The following is an 18,644-nucleotide window of genomic DNA, read 5'->3' as shown; positions in this document are numbered from 1 at the left end:
CGGGCACTCGGGCGGTCCGAACGAGGGACATTGCGTGTGTCAGCGGGGTGCGCCGAGACGCAGAGCGCCAAGGTGGCCGCCATGAAGCAGAAGATCATGCGCTTGTTCGCGCTGTCGACCGTCCTGACCTGCCTGCTCGGTGCCGCCTCCGGCGAACCGAAGGAAGGGGCGGAGTACTTCCGCCTCAAGCACCCGGTCAGCGGTGTGCCCGCGCGGGAGGTGGCGGAGCTGTTCTGGTACGACTGCCCGCACTCCTACGAGCTCGAGAAGCCGCTGGAGGACTGGGCCGCACGGCAGAGCCCCCCGGTGAAGGTGGTGCGGATCCCGGCCACCTGGGAGGACCAGCCCGAGATGGTCGCCTACGCCCGCCTCTACTACACCCTGGACCGGCTGGGCCTCGCGGAGAAGGAGGCGATCCCGGTCTTCCAGGCCGTACGGGACGAGGGCAAGGACCTGACCACCGAGCGCACCGTCCTGAGATGGGCGGCCAGGGAGGGGCTCGACGTGGCGGCGGTCAAGCACGCGTACACGTCCACGGAGGTCGACGACGCGGTCAAGGCCGCACCCGCACTCCGTGAGCGCTACCAGGTGAACGAGATGCCCACCGTGGTCGTGGCCGGCCGCTACCGCACCACACCCATGCTGCTGGGCAGCTCGGCCAAGACCATCTCGGTGCTGGACCACCTGTATCGCACCGCGGCACGTCACTGAGCTACGGCCCGGCAGGCGCGAGCTCAGCGGTAGGTGAGCAGTCGGCGGCCGTCGCCGGTGAAGTGGGCGTGGTCGTTGAAGGTGAGGAGGCTGGTCCCGGAGCCACCCACGACGAGGGTGGTGACGGAGGCGTTCACGACGACGCGGTTGAGGGCGACCACCGAGGCGGGCGGCAGCGACAGCAGGGCGCCGCAGAGCGCCGCGAGGACGCCGCCCGAGGTGACCACGACCGCGTCGCGGCCCTGGCCGAGGGTCGTGGTCACCTCGGCCAGCGCCGCCCTCGCGCCGCCCGCGAACGCCGTCCAGCCGGTGGGGCCCGTCTCGGCGGTGTCCTCGATCCACCGCCCCAGCGCGCGGTCGAGGACCACCTGCACCGCCCGGGAGTCCGCCCCTTCGTCGGGCCCCGGGTGCTGGGGGTAGCGGGACATCAGGGCGATGTGGTCGTACTCGTTCCAGCGCGGATCCTCGGGCGAGGGCTTCTCGAAACCGGCCGCTTCGGCGAGGAGCCTGGCGGTGTCGCGCTGCCGGGTCAGCGTGCCGGAGACGACCTGCGGGTCGCGCAGGCCGCGGCGGGCCAGTTCCCGGCCGACGGCGGTGCTCTGTTCGCGGCCGAGGGCCGACAGTTCGTCGTAGTCCTGCGCGCCGAAGGAGGCCTGGCCGTGGCGGACGAGGCAGATGAGCGGCATACGGTGTTCCTGCTTCCTGCTTCCTGCTTCCCGCAGCTCGGCGGTCGGTATGGCGGATCGTCGGACGTCGGTCAAGGTAGCCGACGGCGCTGTCCTGCGGTCGCGGGCGGTCCCAGTCTGCGTTCGGCGAGGGCCCTCGCTTCGTGCAGCGGGGTCGTGCCGTTCGTGCGGGACCTGTCGAGCAGCAGGCGTACGGTGTCGCCGATGGCCACCACCCGTCGTTCGGCCTCTTCCCGGGTGCAGCCGTCGCATTCGCGGCCCAGGGTGAACACGACGCCCCCCGCGCTCGCGACGAAGTCCGGTACCCACACGATGTTCTGCTTCGCCAGCAGGCCGGCGATCGAGTCGTCGGTGAGCTGGTTGTTCGCCGGGCCCACCACCAGACGTACGTCGAGCCGAGCGACCGTCCCGGGGCCGAGTACTCCCCCGACCGCGGCCGGCACCAGCACGTCCGCCCGGGTGCCGGGCACCTCGTGGGGTTCGAGCCAGCCGAGGCCCGCGCCCACGGCGGTCTCCCGTTTCGCCGTGTCCACGTCGGAGACCAGGACCCGTGCGCCGTCCGCCGCGAGTCCCGCGGCGATACGGCTGCCGACGGAGCCGTAGCCGCTGACCACGACGGTGCGGCCGGTGAGCGAGGAGGAGCCGAAGACGTGGTCCGCGCCGGCGCGCAGGGCGGCGAGGACTCCGGTGGCCGTGGGCGTGCTGGAGGTGCCCGTGCCGCCGTGCTCCTCGGGCAGGCAGAACACGTACGGGGAGGAGCGGCGCAGCACCACCATGTCGTCGGGGGTGGTGCCCACGTCGGGACCGGCGCGGTAGGAGCCCTCGAAGGAGGCGATGAGCTCGCCCATGTCGGCCAGTGCCGCCGAGCGCAGTTCCGGGATGAGTTCGGTGTGCTCGTCCAGGGCGATCACGCTCTTGCCGCCGCCGAAGTCCAGTCCGGACGCGGCGCACTTGAAGGTCATCGCCTCGGACAGGCGCAGCGCGTCCGCGAGGGCCTCGTGCGGGCTCCTGTACCGGCGCAGGCGGCAGCCGCCGACCGCGGGGCCCAGAGCACGGGAGTGGACCGCGATGATCAGGGGGAGCCCCGAGCGGGCACCGCGGCGGATGGTCACCTCTTCGTGCTCGAGTGTTTGCGTCATGGCCCGGAGGTTAGGGAGATGTTCCGGGCCGTGGACGAGGTCCCGAACGACATTCGGGAGCGGGCAGGGGGAGGCGATCGTGGACGAACTTGATACGGCGATCCTGCGGCATCTTCAGGAGGATGCGCGGCAACCCAACCGGGCCATCGCGCAGAAGGTCGGCATCGCGCCGTCCACCTGTCTGGAGCGGATCCGGCTGCTGCGGCAGCGCGGTGTGATCCGCGGCTATCACGCCGAGGTCGCGCTGCCGGCGCTGAACCGCGGTGTGCAGGCCATGGTGGCGGCGACGGTCCGGCCGCTGAGCCGGCAGGTGGTGGCGGAGTTCGAGCGGTCGGTGTCCCGGCTGCCCGAGGTGCTGTCCGTCTACACGATGGCGGGCAGCGACGACTTCCTGGTGCATGTCACGGCCCAGGACATCGAGCACCTGCATGCGTTCCTGCTCGACCGGTTCACCGAACGCCGTGAGATCCTCAGCTTCCGCACCATGATCATCTACCAGCATCTGACCAACCAGGTGCTGGATCCGCTGCCGCCGTCCTGAGTCACCAAGCCAGGTGCAGGCTCACCGGTGACCGGTGGATCATCGTCGGCCGCATGCTCACCGGACGGTCGTCCGCCAGTCGCAGGCCCGGCAGCCTGCGGGTCAGCTCCTCCAGGGTGAGGCGGAGTTGCTCGCGGGCCAGCTGGGAGCCGGGGCAGCCGTGCGCGCCGAAGCCGAAGGCGAGATGGCGTTCCGGCGGGCGGGTGATGTCGAACTCGTCGGGGCGGGGGTGCCGTGCGGAGTCCCGGTTGGCGGCGCCGAAGGCCACGAACAGCGTTGCGCCGGGCGGGAGTTCGGTACCGGCGAGCATGGCCGGGCCGGTGGTGACCCGGCGGAAGCCCTGCAGGGCGGTGTCGAAGCGGGCGGCCTCCTCGACGGCCGCCGGGATCCTCCCCCAGACTCCGTCCGGGGGGACCCCCATTCGCTCCGACTGCGCTCCGCTCGGCTCGGCGCACAGCAGCTCCCACTGGCGGGGGTGCCTCAGCAGGTGCAGGACGGTCGTGCCGATGAGCGCGGTCGTCGTCAGATGCCCGGCGATCAGCAGGTTCTGGAGATGGGCGACGAGTTCGTGCCGGTGCTCCAGGGTGAGTTCGCCCTCGCCGACGACCGAGGTGACCAGCTCCGTGCACAGGTCCTCGCGGGGCTCGGCGTGCCGCTGTCGGGCGTACCGGTCGAGGATGTGCTGCATCGCGACCACGTCCTCGGCCGCGGCGATCTGCTCGTCCTCCTCCAGGGGGCGGAACAGCAGTTCCTCGGCGCGATGGCCGCCGTGTACGACGGCGGGCACGTCGGCGGGGTCGAGGCCGACGATACGGCCGATGACCTCTCCGGGGAGCTTCCCGGCGTACGCCGACATCAGCTCGACGTGCCCGTCCTTCACGAACCCGTCCACCAGGGCGGCGGCCCGCTCGGCGGCGTACGGCACCACGGCCGCGACGCGCGCCGGGGAGAGCCCGCGGACGATCGGCGCCCGTAACCGCTGGTGCTCGGCGCCGTCGGCGGTGACGACGACGGGCCGCCCGCCGAACCCGCCGCCGAGGACGGCGAGCGCGGCGGGCCGGGGCAGCACGTCGGGGACGAGGGCATTGGCCGACGAGAACTCCTCGGGCCGGCGCAGGACCTCCCGTACGTCGGCGTCCCGGGCGACCAGCCAGGCGTCGAGCTCGGCGACGTAGGTCAGGCCCTCGGCGATCCTGGCCCGCTCGTAGTGCGGGTAGGGGTCGCGCTGCAACTCGTCGAGCCTGCCGTGCAGTTCACGGTCCACGGGACACCCTCCCGGCCGGCGGTGGTGCGGGTCGGGCTCATCGTGCCGTACGGGTGTGCGAGTGCGGTAGGGGGTGCCCCCGGGTGCGGTCAGAAGACCACGGACCAGCCTTCGCGGGCGGCCTGTTCGGCGGTGTACGACACCCCGTGCACCTTGAGGCCGTCCGCGTTCTTGAGGGTGATCTCCCCGCCGTGGTTGCCGAGTTGGGCGCCTCCGGTGAGCGGGACGAGCAGACAGGCGCCGGCGGCGAGCCGGCCGGGCGGCACAGCGGAGCTCTGGCCGATGCGGTCGACGAGGTGCCAGCCGGTGAGATCCACCGGGGTAGGCGAGGCGTTGAGCAGGGTCACCGTCTCCTGCTCCGGCGCCGGGCCGGCCGGGTTGACCAGCGCCGCCACGATCCGGACGGGCTGGGTGCCCGGCTGCGGACGGTCGCCGTCGACGTCGTCGAGGGCATGCCCGGTGACGTCGTCCGTGTGCCAGGACTGGCTCTGGAAGGCGAGGAAGATGCCGACCCAGCGTTCCTGCGCCGGGAAGTGCAGCAGGAGTCCGCCGTCCTGCCAGACCCCGTCGTCGCCTTGGAACTTCCGGCTGTTGCCCTGGTTCATGTGGATGTCGTGCACGCCGTTGCCGGGCAGGAAGCCGAACACCTTGTCCCTGACCGCAGGTTCGGGGCCGAAGCGCTCACCGAAGACGTACAGCCGGGCTTCCCGGTCGTCGACCGCACGGCGTACGTAGTGGTCCAGGAGGTCGGCCAGGTCGTTGTCGGGGCCGGAGACGTCCGGGGGCAGGGTGCGCATCTTCGCCGGGTCGAAGAGGTTGCCGCGCACGAAGTCGAGGTTCGGGCCGCCGGGGCCGGACGGCAGGGTGCTCCAGCCGCCCGGCAGGCCGTCCAGACGGGCGGTGACCGGGTGCCGGAGGTCCTCGTCGACCAGGTACAGCAGCTCGGAGGGCCGCTCCTGGGAGAGGACGTTGACGGCGGCGCGGTAGTCCGTGCCGGTGTCGTCCTGGAGATGGATCTGGTAGTGCGGCGTGTCGGTGGCGCCCTCGCGCCGGGTGTCCACCGCGCGTGCGATCAGCACGCCGTAGGCCTTGAGTGGCATGACGTCCAACTTCCCCCGGGGGCAGGCGGATTGCCCGCCCATGGGAGGAATGGTAGAGGGATGGGAGGTATGTGACCCCTCCTTTGCCGCATTCCACACCCACCGTCCTCTCTACGTCTTCTGGCGATTACGCCGCTGGGCCAAGTGCGTGACGAGCGGATGAACACGCCGCTGAGCAGCCCGGATTCCCTACGATTCGTCACGTGGTCAACTTCCTCGTCCAACGCACGGCACCGCTCCCCCTCGACGAGGCATGGCGCCGCCTGACCGAGTGGCCCCGGCACGGCCAGGTGGTCCCGCTGACCCGCGTCACGGTGACCACTCCCCCGCCGACGCACGAGGGCACGGTCGTCGTGGCCCGTTCGGGACTCGGGCCGCTCGCCTTCGACGACCGGATGGAGGTCACGGTGTGGCGGCCGCCGGGCGACGACACCCCCGGCCTGTGCCGCCTGGAGAAGCGGGGCCGGGTGGTGACGGGGTGGGCTGAGATCGAGGTGCGACCCGGACCCGGGGGCCGCAGCCGGGTGGTGTGGCGGGAGGAGCTGGGGATCCGCTGGCTGCCGGGGTTCTTCGACCCGCTCCTCCTGCGGGCGGCCCGCCATGTCTTCGGGCGGGCGGCGAACCGTCTTCTCAGGATGCCGTGATGCCCGCCGGCCGGGACCACTGGGAGAACCACTTCGCGGCGGGCAACGGCTTCCACCGAGCCGACGCCCGCGAGATACGTCTGCTCGGCGAGACGCTACGACCGCGCCACGGGGCGCGGGCACTGGACGTCGGGTGTGGCCTGGGCGCTTACGCCGCCGCACTGGCCGGCATCGGTTACCGGACGCTGGCCGTGGACTGGGCGGACGCGGCGGTGGCTGCGACCCGGGACCGCTACGCGGACCTGGAGCCTCGACTGGAGGTCGCCCGGCTGGACTTCGAGGATGCGAGGGTACGCCTGCCGCGGGCGGCCTTCGATCTGGTGACGATGCGGCTCGTCTTCGCGTTCATGGCGGACAAGGAGGCGGCCGCCGAGCGCGTGCGCGGACTGCTGGCGCCCGGCGGAGCGTGGGTGGTCACCACCTCGCTGGCTCAGCGCCTGCCCGAGGAGCGTCGGCGCATCGGGCTGACTGCGGCCGATGTCTCCGGGCTTCTGGGCGGCTGGAGCCGGGGGCACTGGTACGACCTGGAGCCGGACGGGCTGCGCGTCTTCGTGCTGCGGGCACAGGACACCTGAGCGGGCGCCACGGCCCTCTCCCTGCCGGCGGACCGTCCCACGAAGACCGCGAACCGGGGCCGGCAGGCCCGGGCAGCAGCTCTCAGGCCACCGACCCGATCCGCCCCACCGCCCCCGGCGTGGCGTCGTGATGGATCGGCGTATGCGCCCCGGTGAGTGAAACCCCGCTGCCACCCCGCCGGTTGGCGACGATCTCCGAGGCGATCGACAGGGCCGTCTCCTCCGGGGTGCGGGCACCGAGGTCCAGCCCGATCGGGGACCGGAGGCGGGCCAGTTCCAGCTCGGTCACGCCTACCTCGCGAAGGCGTTCGTTGCGGTCCAGGTGGGTGCGGCGGGACCCCATCGCTCCGACGTAGGCGACCGGGAGGCGCAGGGCCAGCCGCAGCAGCGGTATGTCGAACTTGGCGTCGTGGGTGAGGACGCACAGGACGGTGCGGGCGTCCACGGACGTCCGCTCCAGGTACGTGTGGGGCCATTCGACGACGATCTCGTCGGCCTCCGGGAACCGGGTCCTCGTCGCGAACACGGGGCGCGCGTCGCACACCGTCACGTGGTAGTTCAGGAACTTGCCGATCCGCACCAGCGCCGACGCGAAGTCGATCGCGCCGAACACGATCATCCGGGGCGGCGGGACGGAGGACTCCACCAGGACCGTGAGCGGGGCTCCGCAGCGTGAGCCCTGCTCACCGATCTCCAGGGTGCCGGTCCGCCCGGCGTCCAGGAAGGCCGCCGCCTCCCCGAGCACCGTGCGGTCCAGTTCCGGGTGGGCGCCGAAGCCGCCCTCGGACGAGCCGTCGGGCCGCACCACGAGCGCCCGGCCCCGCAGTTCGGCCGGTCCCGACACGATCCGCGCCACCGCCGCCGCCTCCCCACGGGCGGCGGCGGCCAGCGCGGACGCGACCACCGGACGGGCGGGATCACCGGCCCGTACCGGCGTGACGAGGATGTCGATGATGCCGCCGCAGGTCAGGCCGACTGCGAAGGCGTCCTCGTCGCTGTACCCGAAGCGCTCCAGGACGGTTTCGCCGTCCTCCAGCGCCTGCCCGCACAGGTCGTACACGGCGCCCTCCACACAGCCGCCGGAGACCGAGCCGATCGCCGTGCCGTCGGCGTCCACCGCGAGGGCGGCCCCCGGCTGGCGGGGTGCGCTGCCGCCGACGGCCACCACGGTGGCCACGGCGAAGTCACGTCCCTGCTCGACCCACCGGTTGAGCTCCTCGGCGATGTCCAGCATCTCTCGGTCTCCTAACGGGGTTGGTGTGGAGGGCCATTCAAGAGCGTCTAGTGGACGCCCATCCAGCTCTCGATCGGATTGAGGGCGAAGTAGACCAGGAAGATCACCGTCAGGCCCCACATGAAGGCCCCGATCTCCCGCGCCTTGCCCTGAGCGATCTTGATGGCGACGTAGGAGATGACTCCGGCCGCGACGCCCGCCGTGATGGAGTACGTGAACGGCATGATCACCACGGTCAGGAAGACCGGGATGGCGGTGGCGCGGTCGGCCCAGTCCACATGGCGGGCGTTCATCATCATCATGGCGCCGATGACCACCAGGGCCGCGGCCGCCACCTCGCCGGGGACGATCGCCGTCAGCGGGGTGAAGAACAGACAGGCCGCGAAGAACAGGCCGGTGACGACGGAGGACAGGCCCGTACGGGCGCCTTCGCCGACGCCGGTCGCGGACTCGACGAACACCGTCTGGCCGGAGGCGCCCGCGACGCCGCCGATCGCGCCGCCCGCGCCGTCGATGAACAGCGCCTTGGACAGGCCCGGCATCCGGCCCTGCTCGTCGGCCAGCTTGGCCTCGGTGCCGACGCCGATGATGGTGGCCATCGCGTCGAAGAAGCCGGCGAGCACCAGCGTGAACACGATCATGCCGACCGTCATCGCGCCGACGCTGCCCCAGCCGCCGAACTCGACCTTCCCGAAGATCGAGAAGTCCGGCATGGACACCGCGCTGCCGTGCAGTTCGGGAGCGCCGCTCGCCCACTGCTTGGGGTCGATGACACCCAGTGCGTTGAGCAGTACGGCGACCACGGTGCCGCCGACGATGCCGATCAGGATCGCGCCGGGGACGGCACGCGCCTGGAGCATGAAGATGACGAGGAGGGTGGCCGCGAACAACAGGACGGGCCAGCCCGCGAGTTCACCCGTCGGGCCCAGCGACACCGGAGTCGCCTTGCCCTGGTGCACGAAGCCCGCCTTGACCAGGCCGATCAGGGCGACGAACAGTCCGATGCCCATGGTGATGGCGTGCTTGAGCGCGAGCGGAATCGCATTCATGATCATCTCGCGCAGGCCGGTGACGACCAGCAGCATGATGACGACGCCGTACATCACGCACATGCCCATGGCCTGCGGCCAGGTCATCTGGGGCGCGACCTGCGAGGAGAGCACACCGGAGACGGAGAGGCCGGCGGCGAGGGCGAGCGGCACCTTGCCGAAGAAGCCCATCAGCAGCGTGGTGAAGGCCGCCGCGAACGCGGTCGCGGTGATGAGGGCCTTCTGGCCGAGCGTGTCCCCCGCCGCGTCCTTGCCGGACAGGATCAGGGGGTTGAGCAGGAGGATGTACGCCATCGCCATGAAGGTGGTGATGCCGCCGCGCACCTCACGCGCGACCGTGGATCCTCGCTTGGATATGTGAAAGTACCGGTCGAGCCAGGACCTGCCGGCCGGGATACGGGTTCCTTCACCCGCATCGTCGGCGGTGGTCGACGGCTCCAGTGACTGCTGGGTCATGTGGGCCTACTCCCAAGGTTCACAGGGGCACCCGCGGTTGTTCTCTGGGTTCGCGGGATTTGGGAAGGTGCTTCGGCCGCACGACCCGGGGGACGGCCCGAGACGAACGAACTCTCTGGTACTGAAGGTGGTGCCGTGGTGCGGTGATGCGGTGATGCTTCAAGTGCCGCGAGCGGTGCGGTGCTTGAGTACTCCGGGCGGCGCGGCGAAGTGTGACGTTCCCGGCGCCGCCCGGAGAGACGGTGCCTACGCCGTTCCGGTGAGGTGCTCCGGACGTACCGGCGTGCGGTTGAGCTCCAGCCCGGTCGCGTTCCGGATCGCCGCGAGGACGGCCGGGGTCGAGGACAGGGTGGGTGCCTCGCCGATGCCCCGCAGCCCGTACGGGGCGTGGTCGTCGGCGAGTTCGAGCACGTCGACCGGGATGATCGGGGTGTCGAGGATGGTCGGCAGCAGGTAGTCCGTGAAGGACGGGTTCCTGACCTTCGCGGTCTTGGGGTCGACGATGATCTCCTCCATCACCGCGATGCCCATGCCCTGGAGGGTGCCGCCCTGGATCTGGCCGAGGACGGACAGCGGGTTGAGCGCCTTGCCGACGTCCTGGGCGCAGGCCAGCTCGATGACCTTGACCAGGCCGAGCTCGGTGTCGACCTCGACGACGGCGCGGTGCGCGGCGAAGGAGTACTGGACGTGGCCGTTGCCCTGGCCGGTGCGCAGGTCGAAGGCCTCGGTGGGGCGGTGCCGCCACTCGGCCTCGACCTCGACGGTCTCGCCTTCGAGGACGTCCGCCAGGTCGGCGAGGACCTCGCCGCCGTCGGTGACGACCTTGCCGCCCTCCAGCAGGAGTTCGGCGGTGGCCCAGGCCGGGTGGTACGTGCCGAACTTGCGGCGCCCGAGCTCCAGGACCTTCTCGCGGACGAGCTCGCAGGAGTTCTTGACGGCGCCGCCGGTGACGTACGTCTGCCGCGACGCGGACGTCGAACCGGCGCTGCCCACCTGTGTGTCCGCCGGCTGGATCGTCACCTGCGAGACGCCCAGCTCGGTGCGGGCGATCTGGGCGTGGACGGTGACGCCGCCCTGGCCGACCTCCGCCATGGCCGTGTGCACGGTGGCCACCGGCTCGCCGCCGACGACCTCCATGCGGACCTTCGCGGTGGAGTAGTCGTCGAAGCCCTCGGAGAAGCCGACGTTCTTGATGCCCACCGCGTAGCCGACACCGCGTACGACGCCCTCGCCGTGGGTGGTGTTGGACAGACCGCCGGGCAGTTGCCGGATGTCGGAGCCCTCGCTGGACTCCCACTGGCGCTCCGGCGGCATCGGCATCGCCTTGACGCGGCGCAGCAGTTCGGCGACCGGGGCCGGGGAGTCGACCGGCTGCCCGGTCGGCATGATCGTGCCCTGCTCCATCGCGTTGAGCTGCCGGAACTCGACCCGGTCCATGCCCACCTTGTCGGCCAGCTTGTCCATCTGCGCCTCGTAGGCGAAGCACGCCTGGACCGCGCCGAAGCCGCGCATGGCGCCGCAGGGCGGGTTGTTGGTGTAGAGGGCGATGGCCTCGATGTCGACGTCATCGACGACGTACGGGCCGACGGAGAGGGAGGAGGCGTTGCCGACGACGGCCGGGGAGGCGGAGGCGTAGGCGCCGCCGTCCAGGACGATCCGGCACTTCATGTGGGTGAGCTTGCCGTCCTTGGTCGCCCCGTGCTCGTAGTAGAGCTTCGCGGGGTGGCGGTGGACGTGCCCGAAGAAGGACTCGAAGCGGTTGTAGACGATCTTGACCGGCTTGCCGGTGCGCAGGGCGAGCAGACAGGCGTGGATCTGCATCGACAGGTCCTCGCGGCCGCCGAACGCGCCGCCGACGCCGGCGAGCGTCATCCGGACCTTGTCCTCGGGCAGGCCCAGGACCGGGGCGATCTGGCGCAGGTCGGAGTGGAGCCACTGGGTGGCGATGTAGAGGTCGACGCCGCCGTCCTCCGAGGGGACCGCGAGACCGGACTCCGGACCGAGGAAGGCCTGGTCCTGCATGCCGAAGGTGTACTCGCCCCGGACGATGAAGTCGGCCTTCTTGGCGGCCTCTTCGGCGTTGCCGCGCACGATCGGCTGGCGGTGGACGATGTTCGGGTGCGGGACGTGGCCGATGTGGTGGTCGTCGCGGTTCTCGTGGACGAGGATCGCGTCCGGCGCGGTCGCGGAGGCCTCGTCGGTGATGACCGGGAGCTCCCGGTAGTCGACCTTGATCTTGGCGGCGGCGCGGCGGGCGGTCTCCGGGTGGTCGGCGGCGACGATGGCGACCGGCTCCCCGTGGTGGCGTACCTTGCCGTGCGCGAGGACCGGGGTGTCCTGGATCTCCAGGCCGTAGTTCTTCACCTCGGTGGGCAGGTCGTCGTACGTCATGACGGCGTAGACGCCCGGGGTCTTCAGCGCCTCGCTGGTGTCGATCGAGACGATCTCCGCGTGCGCGACGGTGGAGCGCAGGATCTGGCCCCAGAGCATGTCCTCGTGCCACATGTCGGACGAGTACGCGAACTCGCCGGTGACCTTGAGGGTGCCGTCCGGGCGGAGCGTGGACTCACCGATGCCGCCCTTGGTCTTCGACCCCTGGGTGACCTTGGTGGGAGTGCCGATGGGAGCACCGTTGGTGGGCATCGTCAGACCGCCTCTCCCTGCCTGGCGGCCGCCAGACGGACCGCGTCCATGATCTTCTCGTAGCCCGTGCAGCGGCACAGGTTGCCCGACAGGGCCTCGCGGATGTCCGCGTCGGTCGGGTTCGGGTTGCGCTCCAGCATCTCGTCGGCGGCGACCAGCAGACCGGGGGTGCAGAAGCCGCACTGGACGGCGCCGGCGTCGAGGAACGCCTGCTGGATCGGGGAGAGCTCGGTGCCCTCACCGGTCTGCGAGTCCTGGCCCTTGGCCGCCCACTCCTGGGCGTCCTGAAGGGACGTACCGCAGGCACCGGAGGCACAACCGCCGTGCTCGGCGCGCTGCTTGGCGTAGTCCGCGAGGCCCTCGACGGTGACGACGTCACGGCCCTCGACCTGACCGGCGGCGACCAGGCAGGCACACACGGGCACGCCGTCCAGGCGGACCGTGCAGGACCCGCACTCGCCCTGCTCGCAGGCGTTCTTGGAGCCGGGAAGTCCGAGGCGCTCCCTCAGCACGTACAGCAGGGACTCGCCCTCCCAGACGTCGTCGGCTTCCTGCGGACGTCCGTTGACGGTGAAGTTGACACGCATCACGCAGCTCCCTCGGTGGTGCGGCGGGCGCCGCGGTACGACTCCCAGGTCCAGGTCAGCGTGCGGCGGGCCATGACGCCCACCGCGTGCCGGCGGTAGCTCGCCGTGCCCCGGACGTCGTCGATCGGGTTGCAGGCGCCGGAGCACAGCTCCGCGAACTGCTTGGCGACCGACGGGGTGATGATCTTTCCGTTGTCCCAGAAGCCGCCCTCTTCGAGCGCCGCGTTCAGGAACTCCTCCGCGGCCTTCGCGCGGACGGGTGTGGGCGCCGCGGAACCGATGCCCGTACGGACGGTGCGCGACGAAGGGTGCAGGGCGAGGCCGAAGGCACACACGGCGATCACCATCGCGTTGCGCGTGCCGACCTTCGAGTACTGCTGCGGGCCGTCGGCCTTCTTGATGTGCACGCTCTTGATGAGCTCGTCGGCGGCGAGCGCGTTGCGCTTCACGCCGGTGTAGAACTCGTCGATCGGGATCAGCCGGGTGCCGCGCACCGACTCGACCTCGACCTCGGCGCCCGCCGCGAGCAGCGCGGGGTGGGCGTCGCCGGCCGGGGAGGCGGTGCCGAGGTTGCCGCCGACGCCGCCGCGGTTGCGGATCTGCGGGGAGGCGACGGTGTGCGAGGCGAGGGCGAGACCCGGCAGCTCGGCCCGGAGGCTCTCCATGATCTTCGAGTACGGGACGGAGGCACCGAGCCGCACGGTGTCCTGGCCGACCTCCCACTCGTAGAGGTCGCCGATGCGGTTCAGGTCGAGCAGGTACTCGGGCCGACGGTGGTCGAAGTTGATCTCGACCATCACATCGGTGCCGCCCGCAATGGGCACAGCGGTGGGGTGCTCTGCCTTGGCGGCGAGCGCCTCCTCCCAGCTGGCGGGGCGAAGGAAGTCCATGACCGGCTCTCTTCTTCTTCGTCTCGTAGGTCGTACGTATCAAGCCAGATCCGGTGCGGCTGGCCCGGCTTGTTCATGTGCTGTTTACGCGGAGTGGAGCCAGTACACAGCGCCGTGCTCCACCCAGGTCAGTCACGGAAACCATGAAGGAGTTGGCTGGCCAGGCCGGGCATCTTGTAGATTCGTATGAACGGAGGTCATCAGTAACCTCTTCGTTTTCCTGTAGAAACGCAGGAAACAGCCTGGCAATCAAAGGATGCGTCGTGCGCACCGGTCGCCGGGCTCCTCCCACCGACCATCCTCACGACTCATCGTAGATTTCGAGACAAAGAACGGCGGCGACGAGAATGCGGCTGCGCGCACTGCTGGACACCGACGCGCTGGGCCTCAGGCTGCTCGGCGGCGAGGACGAGCTGGACCGCACCGTACGCGGTGTGATGACCACCGACCTCCGGGACCCCAGCCGCTATCTCTCGGGCGGGGAACTGGTCCTCACGGGGCTGGCCTGGCGCCGCGACGCCGACGACTCCGAGGCGTTCGTGCGGATCCTGGCGCAGGCCGGGGTGGTGGCGCTGGCCGCCGGCGAGGCGGAGCTCGGGGACATCCCGGACGACCTGGTGGTGGCCTGCGCCCGGCACCGCCTGCCGCTGTTCGCGGTGCACGAGTCGGTGGCCTTCGCGACGATCACCGAGCACGTCGTACGGCAGGTGTCCGGGGAGCGCGCCGGGGACCTCGCGGCCGTGGTCGACCGGCACCGGCGGATGATGACCTCCGGTCCGGCGGGCGGCGGCCCTGACGTGGTCCTCGACCTGCTCGGCTCCGACCTGGACCTGCAGGCCTGGGTGCTGTCCCCCACCGGACGATTGATCGCGGGCCCGAAGGTCGCGGGCCCCGGGCTGCCCGCCGAGACCTGCGCCGAGCTGGCCGCCGAGCATCTCGCCGCCGCCCGCACGGGCCGGCGCGGACCCCACCGGGTGACGCTCGGTGCGGCCACCTACAGCCTCTTCCCGATCCGCAGCTCGGGGCACCGCCCGGCGGCGGCCGGGGGCGGGCGCTCCGCGCAGGCCTCCCGGGACGTGCGGGAGACGGTCCTGTCGGACTGGCTGCTGGCCGTCGAGGCGGACGCCGGGGATTGGCCCGCCGAGCGCCTGGACCTGCTCCAGGGCGTCACCCAGCTGATCTCGGTCGAGCGGGACCGCCGGGACGCGGCGCGCACGGTGCGCAGGCGGCTGGCGCAGGAGGTCCTGGAGCTGGTGCAGACGGGGGCCGCGCCCGCCGAGATCGCCGCCCGGCTGCGGGTGGCCGCGCCGGTGCTGCTGCCCGGCCTCGGGGCCGCCCCGCACTGGCAGGTGGTCGTGGCCCGGGTCGAGTGGGAGGGCGGGGAGATCGAGGCGGGGCCGGTCGCCCAGTCGCTCCTGGAGGAGATCCTCGTCGACCCGCTCGCCACGGGCCCCGAGCCCTCCGACCGCATCGCCGTGGCCCACACGGGCGACGAGGCGATCGCGCTCGTACCGCTGCCGGCCGTCTCCACCGAGCACGACGGCTCGGAGTCCGGCATCCTCGCGGACGCGCTCCTGGAGTCCGTCCGGGACCCGCTGTCGGCCGGGTTGGACGGCGACGGGCAGGTCACGCTGGGCGTCAGCGCGGCCGTGCACTCGGCGGAGGGGCTGCGCGGGGCACTGGAGGAGGCGCGGCACGCGCGCAGGGTCGCCGCGGCCCGCCCGGGCCGGGTGTGCGCGGCGGGCCACCAGGAACTGGCCTCGCACGTCCTGCTGCTCCCGTTCGTCCCGGACGACGTGCGGCGGGCCTTCACCGCGCGGCTGCTGGATCCCTTGCGGGACTACGACCGCCGGCACCGCGCCGAGCTGATCCCCACCCTGGAGGCGTTCCTCGACTGCGACGGCTCCTGGACGCGCTGCGCGACCCGGCTGCACCTGCACGTCAACACGCTGCGCTACCGGGTCGGGCGGATCGAGCAGTTGACGAGCCGTGACCTCTCGCGCCTTGAGGACAAGCTGGATTTCTTCCTGGCGTTGCGCATGAGCTGAGGTCACCGGGGCATGCCACGGATGGGGGTCCCCCCGGCTCGAGCGCAGCCGAGAGTTGGGGGAGGCACCAAGTGCCGTCGCTGTCCCACGACTTTGTGAAATCCTTCACCCACCCCCTTGGCCGGGCGCCGCGATTCGTGCTGAGATGCCGCCACCACTCATAGCTCGATGGCGTGCTCGGGGAGGGCAACGTGGCGCATACCGCCATGTCTGGTAACGGAACGACCGCTGGTGACGATCCCCTCCAGACCGCGGTATGGCGGCTGCGCTCACGCGCCTGCTGGGCCGACGCGGCGGCCCTGCTGGAGCCCGGCACCGCGGACGCCGCGCTGCAGCGGGCCGCGTTGCTGGTCGAACGGTGTCTGTACACCGAGCAGGGCTGGGAGGAGGCCGAGGACGCGCTGCGTACGGCCGAGGCGCTGGCCCACACCGACGACGAGCGGGGCGCGGCCGCTTGTGAACGCGGGTACTTGGCGTATGCCGCGACGCTGCTGGGGGTCCGTGACCGGGCCGACGAGGCGCGTGCCGCGCTCGGGCGGACGGCGGCGCTGATCCCTCCGGGAGCGGCGGGGCGGGCCTTGCTGGACTTCCGGCGCGGGCTGGTGGCGCAGAACCTCGCCAACGCGCCCCAGGCGGCGCGGGCCGCGTTCCGCCGCGCCCATGCGGGGGCGACCGCGCACGGCGATCTCCTGCTGCTGTCCTTCACCTGGCGGCATCTGGCGGGACTCGCGCTGCGGGAGGGGGAGTTGGCGGAGGCGCGGCACGGGTTCGCCGAGTCTCTGCGGATCCGTGAGGAGCTGGGGTATCTCGTGGGTACGGCGCCGGCGCTGGTGTCTCTTGCTGACGCGGAGGTGGAGCCCGAGGCGTCGCGGCTGCGGGAGGAGGCCCGGCGGCTGTTCCAGTTGCTCGGGGGTGTGCCGACGTGGCTGGCGCGGCAGTTGGCGCCGCCTGCGGCGGGGGCGGCCACCGCGTGAGCGCCGCCGCGGCCGAGAGCCCACTGAGAGGAACCTGAGAGGTTGCTGTGCCAGGGTGGCGCGCCCGACCCCCCTGGAGGAAAACCCCGATGAGCCTCGTCAACGGCTTGCCCGCACATGTCCTGCTGGTCCATTTCGTCGTGGTACTGGTACCACTGACGGCCCTGGCCCTGGTCGTGTGCGCCGTGTGGCCTGCCGCCGCCCGCCGCATGGGACTCGTATTGCCGGTGCTGGCCCTGGTCACCCTGGCGAGCGTGCCGCTGACCACGAGTGCCGGCGAGTGGCTGGAGAAGCACGTGAGCAGCAATGCCCTGGTGGAGCGGCACGCGGAACTCGGCGACGGGCTGCTCCCCTGGGCGCTGGGCCTGTTCGTCCTGGCGGCGGCGGTGTGGTGGACGACGCGTCGGTCATCGGCGCTGCGGGACGGTGCCCGGTCCGCCTCCGTCATCCGGATCGCGGCCGCCGTACTGTCCGTCGCGGTGGCGGCGGGCGCCGTCGTCGACGTCTACCGCATCGGCGACTCCGGCGCGAAGGCGGCCTGGAAGGACGGCTACTCGAAGCCGGCTACCGGATCGGCCGACGGGGACGACTGACCTCCGTCGGCGCCCGAAGGGACGTGCGGGGTTTCCGCCCGGCGGGAACTCCCGCACAGACCATGAACGCCCGCGCCCTCAAAGCCTCCCCGCCAAGCACTCTCCCACCAGCCCGCGCAACCACACCCGGACCCCGCCGACCACTCACGACCGACCTCCGCCGGCGCCGTCACGCGCCGCACCAGGAGTCCGCCCGGCGGGAACTCCCGCACGGACCATGAGCGCCGCACCCCTCAGAGCCTTCCCGCCAAGCACTCTCCCACCAGCCCGCGCAACCACACCCGGACCCCGCCGACCAGTCACGACCGACCTCCGCCGGCGCCGTCACGCGACGCGCCAGGAGCCCGCCCGGCGGGAACTCCCGCACGGACCATGAGCGCCCACAGCCCTCAAAGCCTCCCCGCCAAGCACTCTCCCACCAGCCCGCGCAACCACACCCGGACCCCGCCGACCACTCACGACCGACCTCCGCCGGCGCCGTCACGCGACGCGCCAAGGGTCCGACCGGTGGGAGTTCCCGTGGCCACACGTCCCGCAGCGCTCAGGACGCCCCCGCGAAGTGCTCCCCCACCAGTGACCGCACCACATCCAGGTCCCGGGCGATCAGCGCGTCCAGCAGAGTCGTGTGTTCGGTCGCGTCCGTCAGGAGGTCGGCGCGAGGCCGGGAGGACTGGGCTCCGACCAGGGGCCACTGGGCCCGGCGGTGGAGGTCGTCCGCTATCTGGACGAGCTGTTCGTTGCCGGAGAGGGCGAACAGGGCGCGGTGGAAGGTGCGGTCGGACTCGGCGTAGGTCGCGCGGCAGCCGGAGGACGCGGCGCGCAGGGTCGCCTCGGCGAGGGGGCGCAGTGCGGTCCAGCGCTCGGCGGGCACCGTGCGGGCCAGGCGCAGCATCACGGGGATCTCTATCAGTGCGCGGACCTCGGCCAGCTCGGCCAGCTCGCGGGCACCGCGCTCGACCACCCGGAAGCCCCGGTTGGGGACGACCTCGACGGCGCCCTCGAGGGCGAGCTGCTGCATGGCCTCCCGCACCGGCGTCGCGGAGACCCCGAACCGCTCCCCCAGCGCGGGCGCCGAGTACACCTCGCCCGGCGTCAGCTCGCCCGCGACCAGGGCGGTGCGCAGCGCGTCGACGATCTGCCCGCGCACGGAGGCCCGCTGGACCAGGCGGGGCCGGGGGATGGGCGCCTCGCTGTGCGTGTGCTCACCCCGCGTGGCCCCCTCGGCGACGCCCCGCTCCCGCTCCACGCCCTCGGCCCCGGGCTGCGGCGGGACCCGGGGCACCCCTCCGGTCCGGGCCACCGGAACCCCCGTGTCGGCGGAGCCATGGGCGCTCTGCTGCACGGGTCCTCCTCCGGATGTGTCGGTACTTGGGGTCATTACGGCGGGTTGTTACTCGCCCGTCAAGCACCTTAGGCGCAGTTGTCACCAGTTCAAATCCCATTCAATGAGGGTAAGGATAGCCTTACCTTGTTAGTCGTCATGTGTCCGTCACGAATCGGTGGTCCTTGC

The 18,644-nt window shown here is 71.7% G+C and carries 17 protein-coding genes; 7 read left to right on the top strand and 10 right to left on the bottom strand.

From position 1 onward, the window contains the following. Nucleotides 1–81: 81 nt before the first annotated feature. The gene (locus ACWC1K_RS07590; protein WP_450829312.1) at nucleotides 82–711 is read left to right on the top strand and encodes a thiol:disulfide interchange protein DsbA/DsbL; all 630 of its coding nucleotides are present in this window, start codon (nucleotides 82–84) and stop codon (nucleotides 709–711) included. Nucleotides 712–734: 23 nt separating this feature from the next. Here ACWC1K_RS07590 and ACWC1K_RS07585 read toward each other — a convergent pair whose 3' ends face one another. Together ACWC1K_RS07585 and ACWC1K_RS07580 are read right to left on the bottom strand one after the other, a co-directional pair. After that, the gene (locus tag ACWC1K_RS07585) at nucleotides 735–1,397 is read right to left on the bottom strand and encodes a histidine phosphatase family protein (protein ID WP_450829311.1); all 663 of its coding nucleotides are present in this window, start codon (nucleotides 1,395–1,397) and stop codon (nucleotides 735–737) included. Nucleotides 1,398–1,468: 71 nt separating this feature from the next. Further along, nucleotides 1,469–2,536 (bottom strand): Glu/Leu/Phe/Val dehydrogenase dimerization domain-containing protein, encoded by a 1,068-nt coding sequence (locus ACWC1K_RS07580; protein WP_450829310.1) that lies wholly within the window; start codon nucleotides 2,534–2,536, stop codon nucleotides 1,469–1,471. Between the two features lie 79 nt (nucleotides 2,537–2,615). Here ACWC1K_RS07580 and ACWC1K_RS07575 point away from each other — a divergent pair, with 79 nt between their 5' ends. Continuing rightward, the gene (locus ACWC1K_RS07575) at nucleotides 2,616–3,077 is read left to right on the top strand and encodes an Lrp/AsnC family transcriptional regulator (protein ID WP_450829309.1); all 462 of its coding nucleotides are present in this window, start codon (nucleotides 2,616–2,618) and stop codon (nucleotides 3,075–3,077) included. A gap of 1 nt (nucleotide 3,078) precedes the next feature. On the opposite strand, the gene ACWC1K_RS07570 is transcribed toward ACWC1K_RS07575, so the two are convergent. Further along, nucleotides 3,079–4,341 carry a cytochrome P450 gene (locus ACWC1K_RS07570; RefSeq protein ID WP_450829308.1) on the bottom strand — a complete coding sequence of 421 codons (1,263 nt, stop codon included), beginning with the start codon at nucleotides 4,339–4,341 and terminating at the stop codon, nucleotides 3,079–3,081. 89 nt (nucleotides 4,342–4,430) lie between these two features. Beyond that, nucleotides 4,431–5,441, bottom strand: coding sequence for a DUF2278 family protein (locus ACWC1K_RS07565; RefSeq protein WP_450829347.1), 1,011 nt, complete (start codon nucleotides 5,439–5,441; stop codon nucleotides 4,431–4,433). A 203-nt stretch (nucleotides 5,442–5,644) separates the two neighbouring features. On the opposite strand from ACWC1K_RS07565, the gene ACWC1K_RS07560 reads away from it, so the two are divergent. Further along, nucleotides 5,645–6,085 (top strand): SRPBCC family protein, encoded by a 441-nt coding sequence (locus ACWC1K_RS07560; RefSeq protein WP_450829307.1) that lies wholly within the window; start codon nucleotides 5,645–5,647, stop codon nucleotides 6,083–6,085. Continuing rightward, the gene (locus ACWC1K_RS07555) at nucleotides 6,085–6,660 is read left to right on the top strand and encodes a class I SAM-dependent methyltransferase (protein WP_450829306.1); all 576 of its coding nucleotides are present in this window, start codon (nucleotides 6,085–6,087) and stop codon (nucleotides 6,658–6,660) included. Before ACWC1K_RS07560 ends, ACWC1K_RS07555 begins: the two co-directional genes overlap by 1 nt. An 82-nt stretch (nucleotides 6,661–6,742) precedes the next feature. On the opposite strand, the gene ACWC1K_RS07550 is transcribed toward ACWC1K_RS07555, so the two are convergent. From ACWC1K_RS07550 to ACWC1K_RS07530, 5 genes are all read right to left on the bottom strand, one after another. Next, nucleotides 6,743–7,894, bottom strand: coding sequence for an XdhC family protein (locus ACWC1K_RS07550; RefSeq protein ID WP_450829305.1), 1,152 nt, complete (start codon nucleotides 7,892–7,894; stop codon nucleotides 6,743–6,745). A gap of 47 nt (nucleotides 7,895–7,941) precedes the next feature. Further along, nucleotides 7,942–9,399 (bottom strand): NCS2 family permease, encoded by a 1,458-nt coding sequence (locus ACWC1K_RS07545; protein WP_450829304.1) that lies wholly within the window; start codon nucleotides 9,397–9,399, stop codon nucleotides 7,942–7,944. Between the two features lie 246 nt (nucleotides 9,400–9,645). Next, nucleotides 9,646–12,042, bottom strand: a complete 2,397-nt coding sequence (locus ACWC1K_RS07540) for a xanthine dehydrogenase family protein molybdopterin-binding subunit (RefSeq protein ID WP_450829303.1) — start codon at nucleotides 12,040–12,042, stop codon at nucleotides 9,646–9,648. A gap of 2 nt (nucleotides 12,043–12,044) precedes the next feature. After that, nucleotides 12,045–12,629 (bottom strand): (2Fe-2S)-binding protein, encoded by a 585-nt coding sequence (locus ACWC1K_RS07535; RefSeq protein WP_450829302.1) that lies wholly within the window; start codon nucleotides 12,627–12,629, stop codon nucleotides 12,045–12,047. Continuing rightward, entirely contained in the window at nucleotides 12,629–13,519 is an 891-nt protein-coding gene (locus ACWC1K_RS07530; RefSeq protein ID WP_344397828.1) for an FAD binding domain-containing protein, read from the bottom strand. Before ACWC1K_RS07530 ends, ACWC1K_RS07535 begins: the two co-directional genes overlap by 1 nt. A 347-nt stretch (nucleotides 13,520–13,866) precedes the next feature. Here ACWC1K_RS07530 and ACWC1K_RS07525 point away from each other — a divergent pair, with 347 nt between their 5' ends. The 3 genes from ACWC1K_RS07525 (at nucleotide 13,867) to ACWC1K_RS07515 (ending at nucleotide 17,134) form a co-directional block, all read left to right on the top strand. Further along, nucleotides 13,867–15,567, top strand: a complete 1,701-nt coding sequence (locus tag ACWC1K_RS07525) for a PucR family transcriptional regulator (RefSeq protein WP_450829301.1) — start codon at nucleotides 13,867–13,869, stop codon at nucleotides 15,565–15,567. A gap of 191 nt (nucleotides 15,568–15,758) precedes the next feature. Next, complete coding sequence (locus ACWC1K_RS07520) at nucleotides 15,759–16,541, top strand: hypothetical protein (protein WP_450829300.1); 783 nt, start codon at nucleotides 15,759–15,761, stop codon at nucleotides 16,539–16,541. An 89-nt stretch (nucleotides 16,542–16,630) separates the two neighbouring features. Next, entirely contained in the window at nucleotides 16,631–17,134 is a 504-nt protein-coding gene (locus tag ACWC1K_RS07515; RefSeq protein ID WP_450829299.1) for a DUF2231 domain-containing protein, read from the top strand. 541 nt (nucleotides 17,135–17,675) lie between these two features. On the opposite strand, the gene ACWC1K_RS07510 is transcribed toward ACWC1K_RS07515, so the two are convergent. After that, nucleotides 17,676–18,476, bottom strand: a complete 801-nt coding sequence (locus ACWC1K_RS07510; protein ID WP_450829298.1) for a GntR family transcriptional regulator — start codon at nucleotides 18,474–18,476, stop codon at nucleotides 17,676–17,678. Between the last annotated feature and the right edge of the window lie 168 nt (nucleotides 18,477–18,644).

This window comes from Streptomyces sp. NPDC001492, assembly GCF_053597275.1.
The sequence above is the reverse complement of the archived record's forward strand: the minus strand, read 5'-3'. Positions and strand labels throughout refer to the sequence as shown.

Coding starts and splice junctions, on each gene's coding strand:
- ACWC1K_RS07590 (WP_450829312.1), top strand. CDS start 82: ATGAAGCAGAAGATCATGCGCTTGTTCGCGCTGTCGACCGTCCTGACC.
- ACWC1K_RS07585 (WP_450829311.1), bottom strand. CDS start 1,397: ATGCCGCTCATCTGCCTCGTCCGCCACGGCCAGGCCTCCTTCGGCGCG.
- ACWC1K_RS07580 (WP_450829310.1), bottom strand. CDS start 2,536: ATGACGCAAACACTCGAGCACGAAGAGGTGACCATCCGCCGCGGTGCC.
- ACWC1K_RS07565 (WP_450829347.1), bottom strand. CDS start 5,441: ATGCCACTCAAGGCCTACGGCGTGCTGATCGCACGCGCGGTGGACACC.
- ACWC1K_RS07555 (WP_450829306.1), top strand. CDS start 6,085: ATGCCCGCCGGCCGGGACCACTGGGAGAACCACTTCGCGGCGGGCAAC.
- ACWC1K_RS07550 (WP_450829305.1), bottom strand. CDS start 7,894: ATGCTGGACATCGCCGAGGAGCTCAACCGGTGGGTCGAGCAGGGACGT.
- ACWC1K_RS07545 (WP_450829304.1), bottom strand. CDS start 9,399: ATGACCCAGCAGTCACTGGAGCCGTCGACCACCGCCGACGATGCGGGT.
- ACWC1K_RS07540 (WP_450829303.1), bottom strand. CDS start 12,042: ATGCCCACCAACGGTGCTCCCATCGGCACTCCCACCAAGGTCACCCAG.
- ACWC1K_RS07535 (WP_450829302.1), bottom strand. CDS start 12,629: ATGCGTGTCAACTTCACCGTCAACGGACGTCCGCAGGAAGCCGACGAC.
- ACWC1K_RS07530 (WP_344397828.1), bottom strand. CDS start 13,519: ATGGACTTCCTTCGCCCCGCCAGCTGGGAGGAGGCGCTCGCCGCCAAG.
- ACWC1K_RS07525 (WP_450829301.1), top strand. CDS start 13,867: ATGCGGCTGCGCGCACTGCTGGACACCGACGCGCTGGGCCTCAGGCTG.
- ACWC1K_RS07515 (WP_450829299.1), top strand. CDS start 16,631: ATGAGCCTCGTCAACGGCTTGCCCGCACATGTCCTGCTGGTCCATTTC.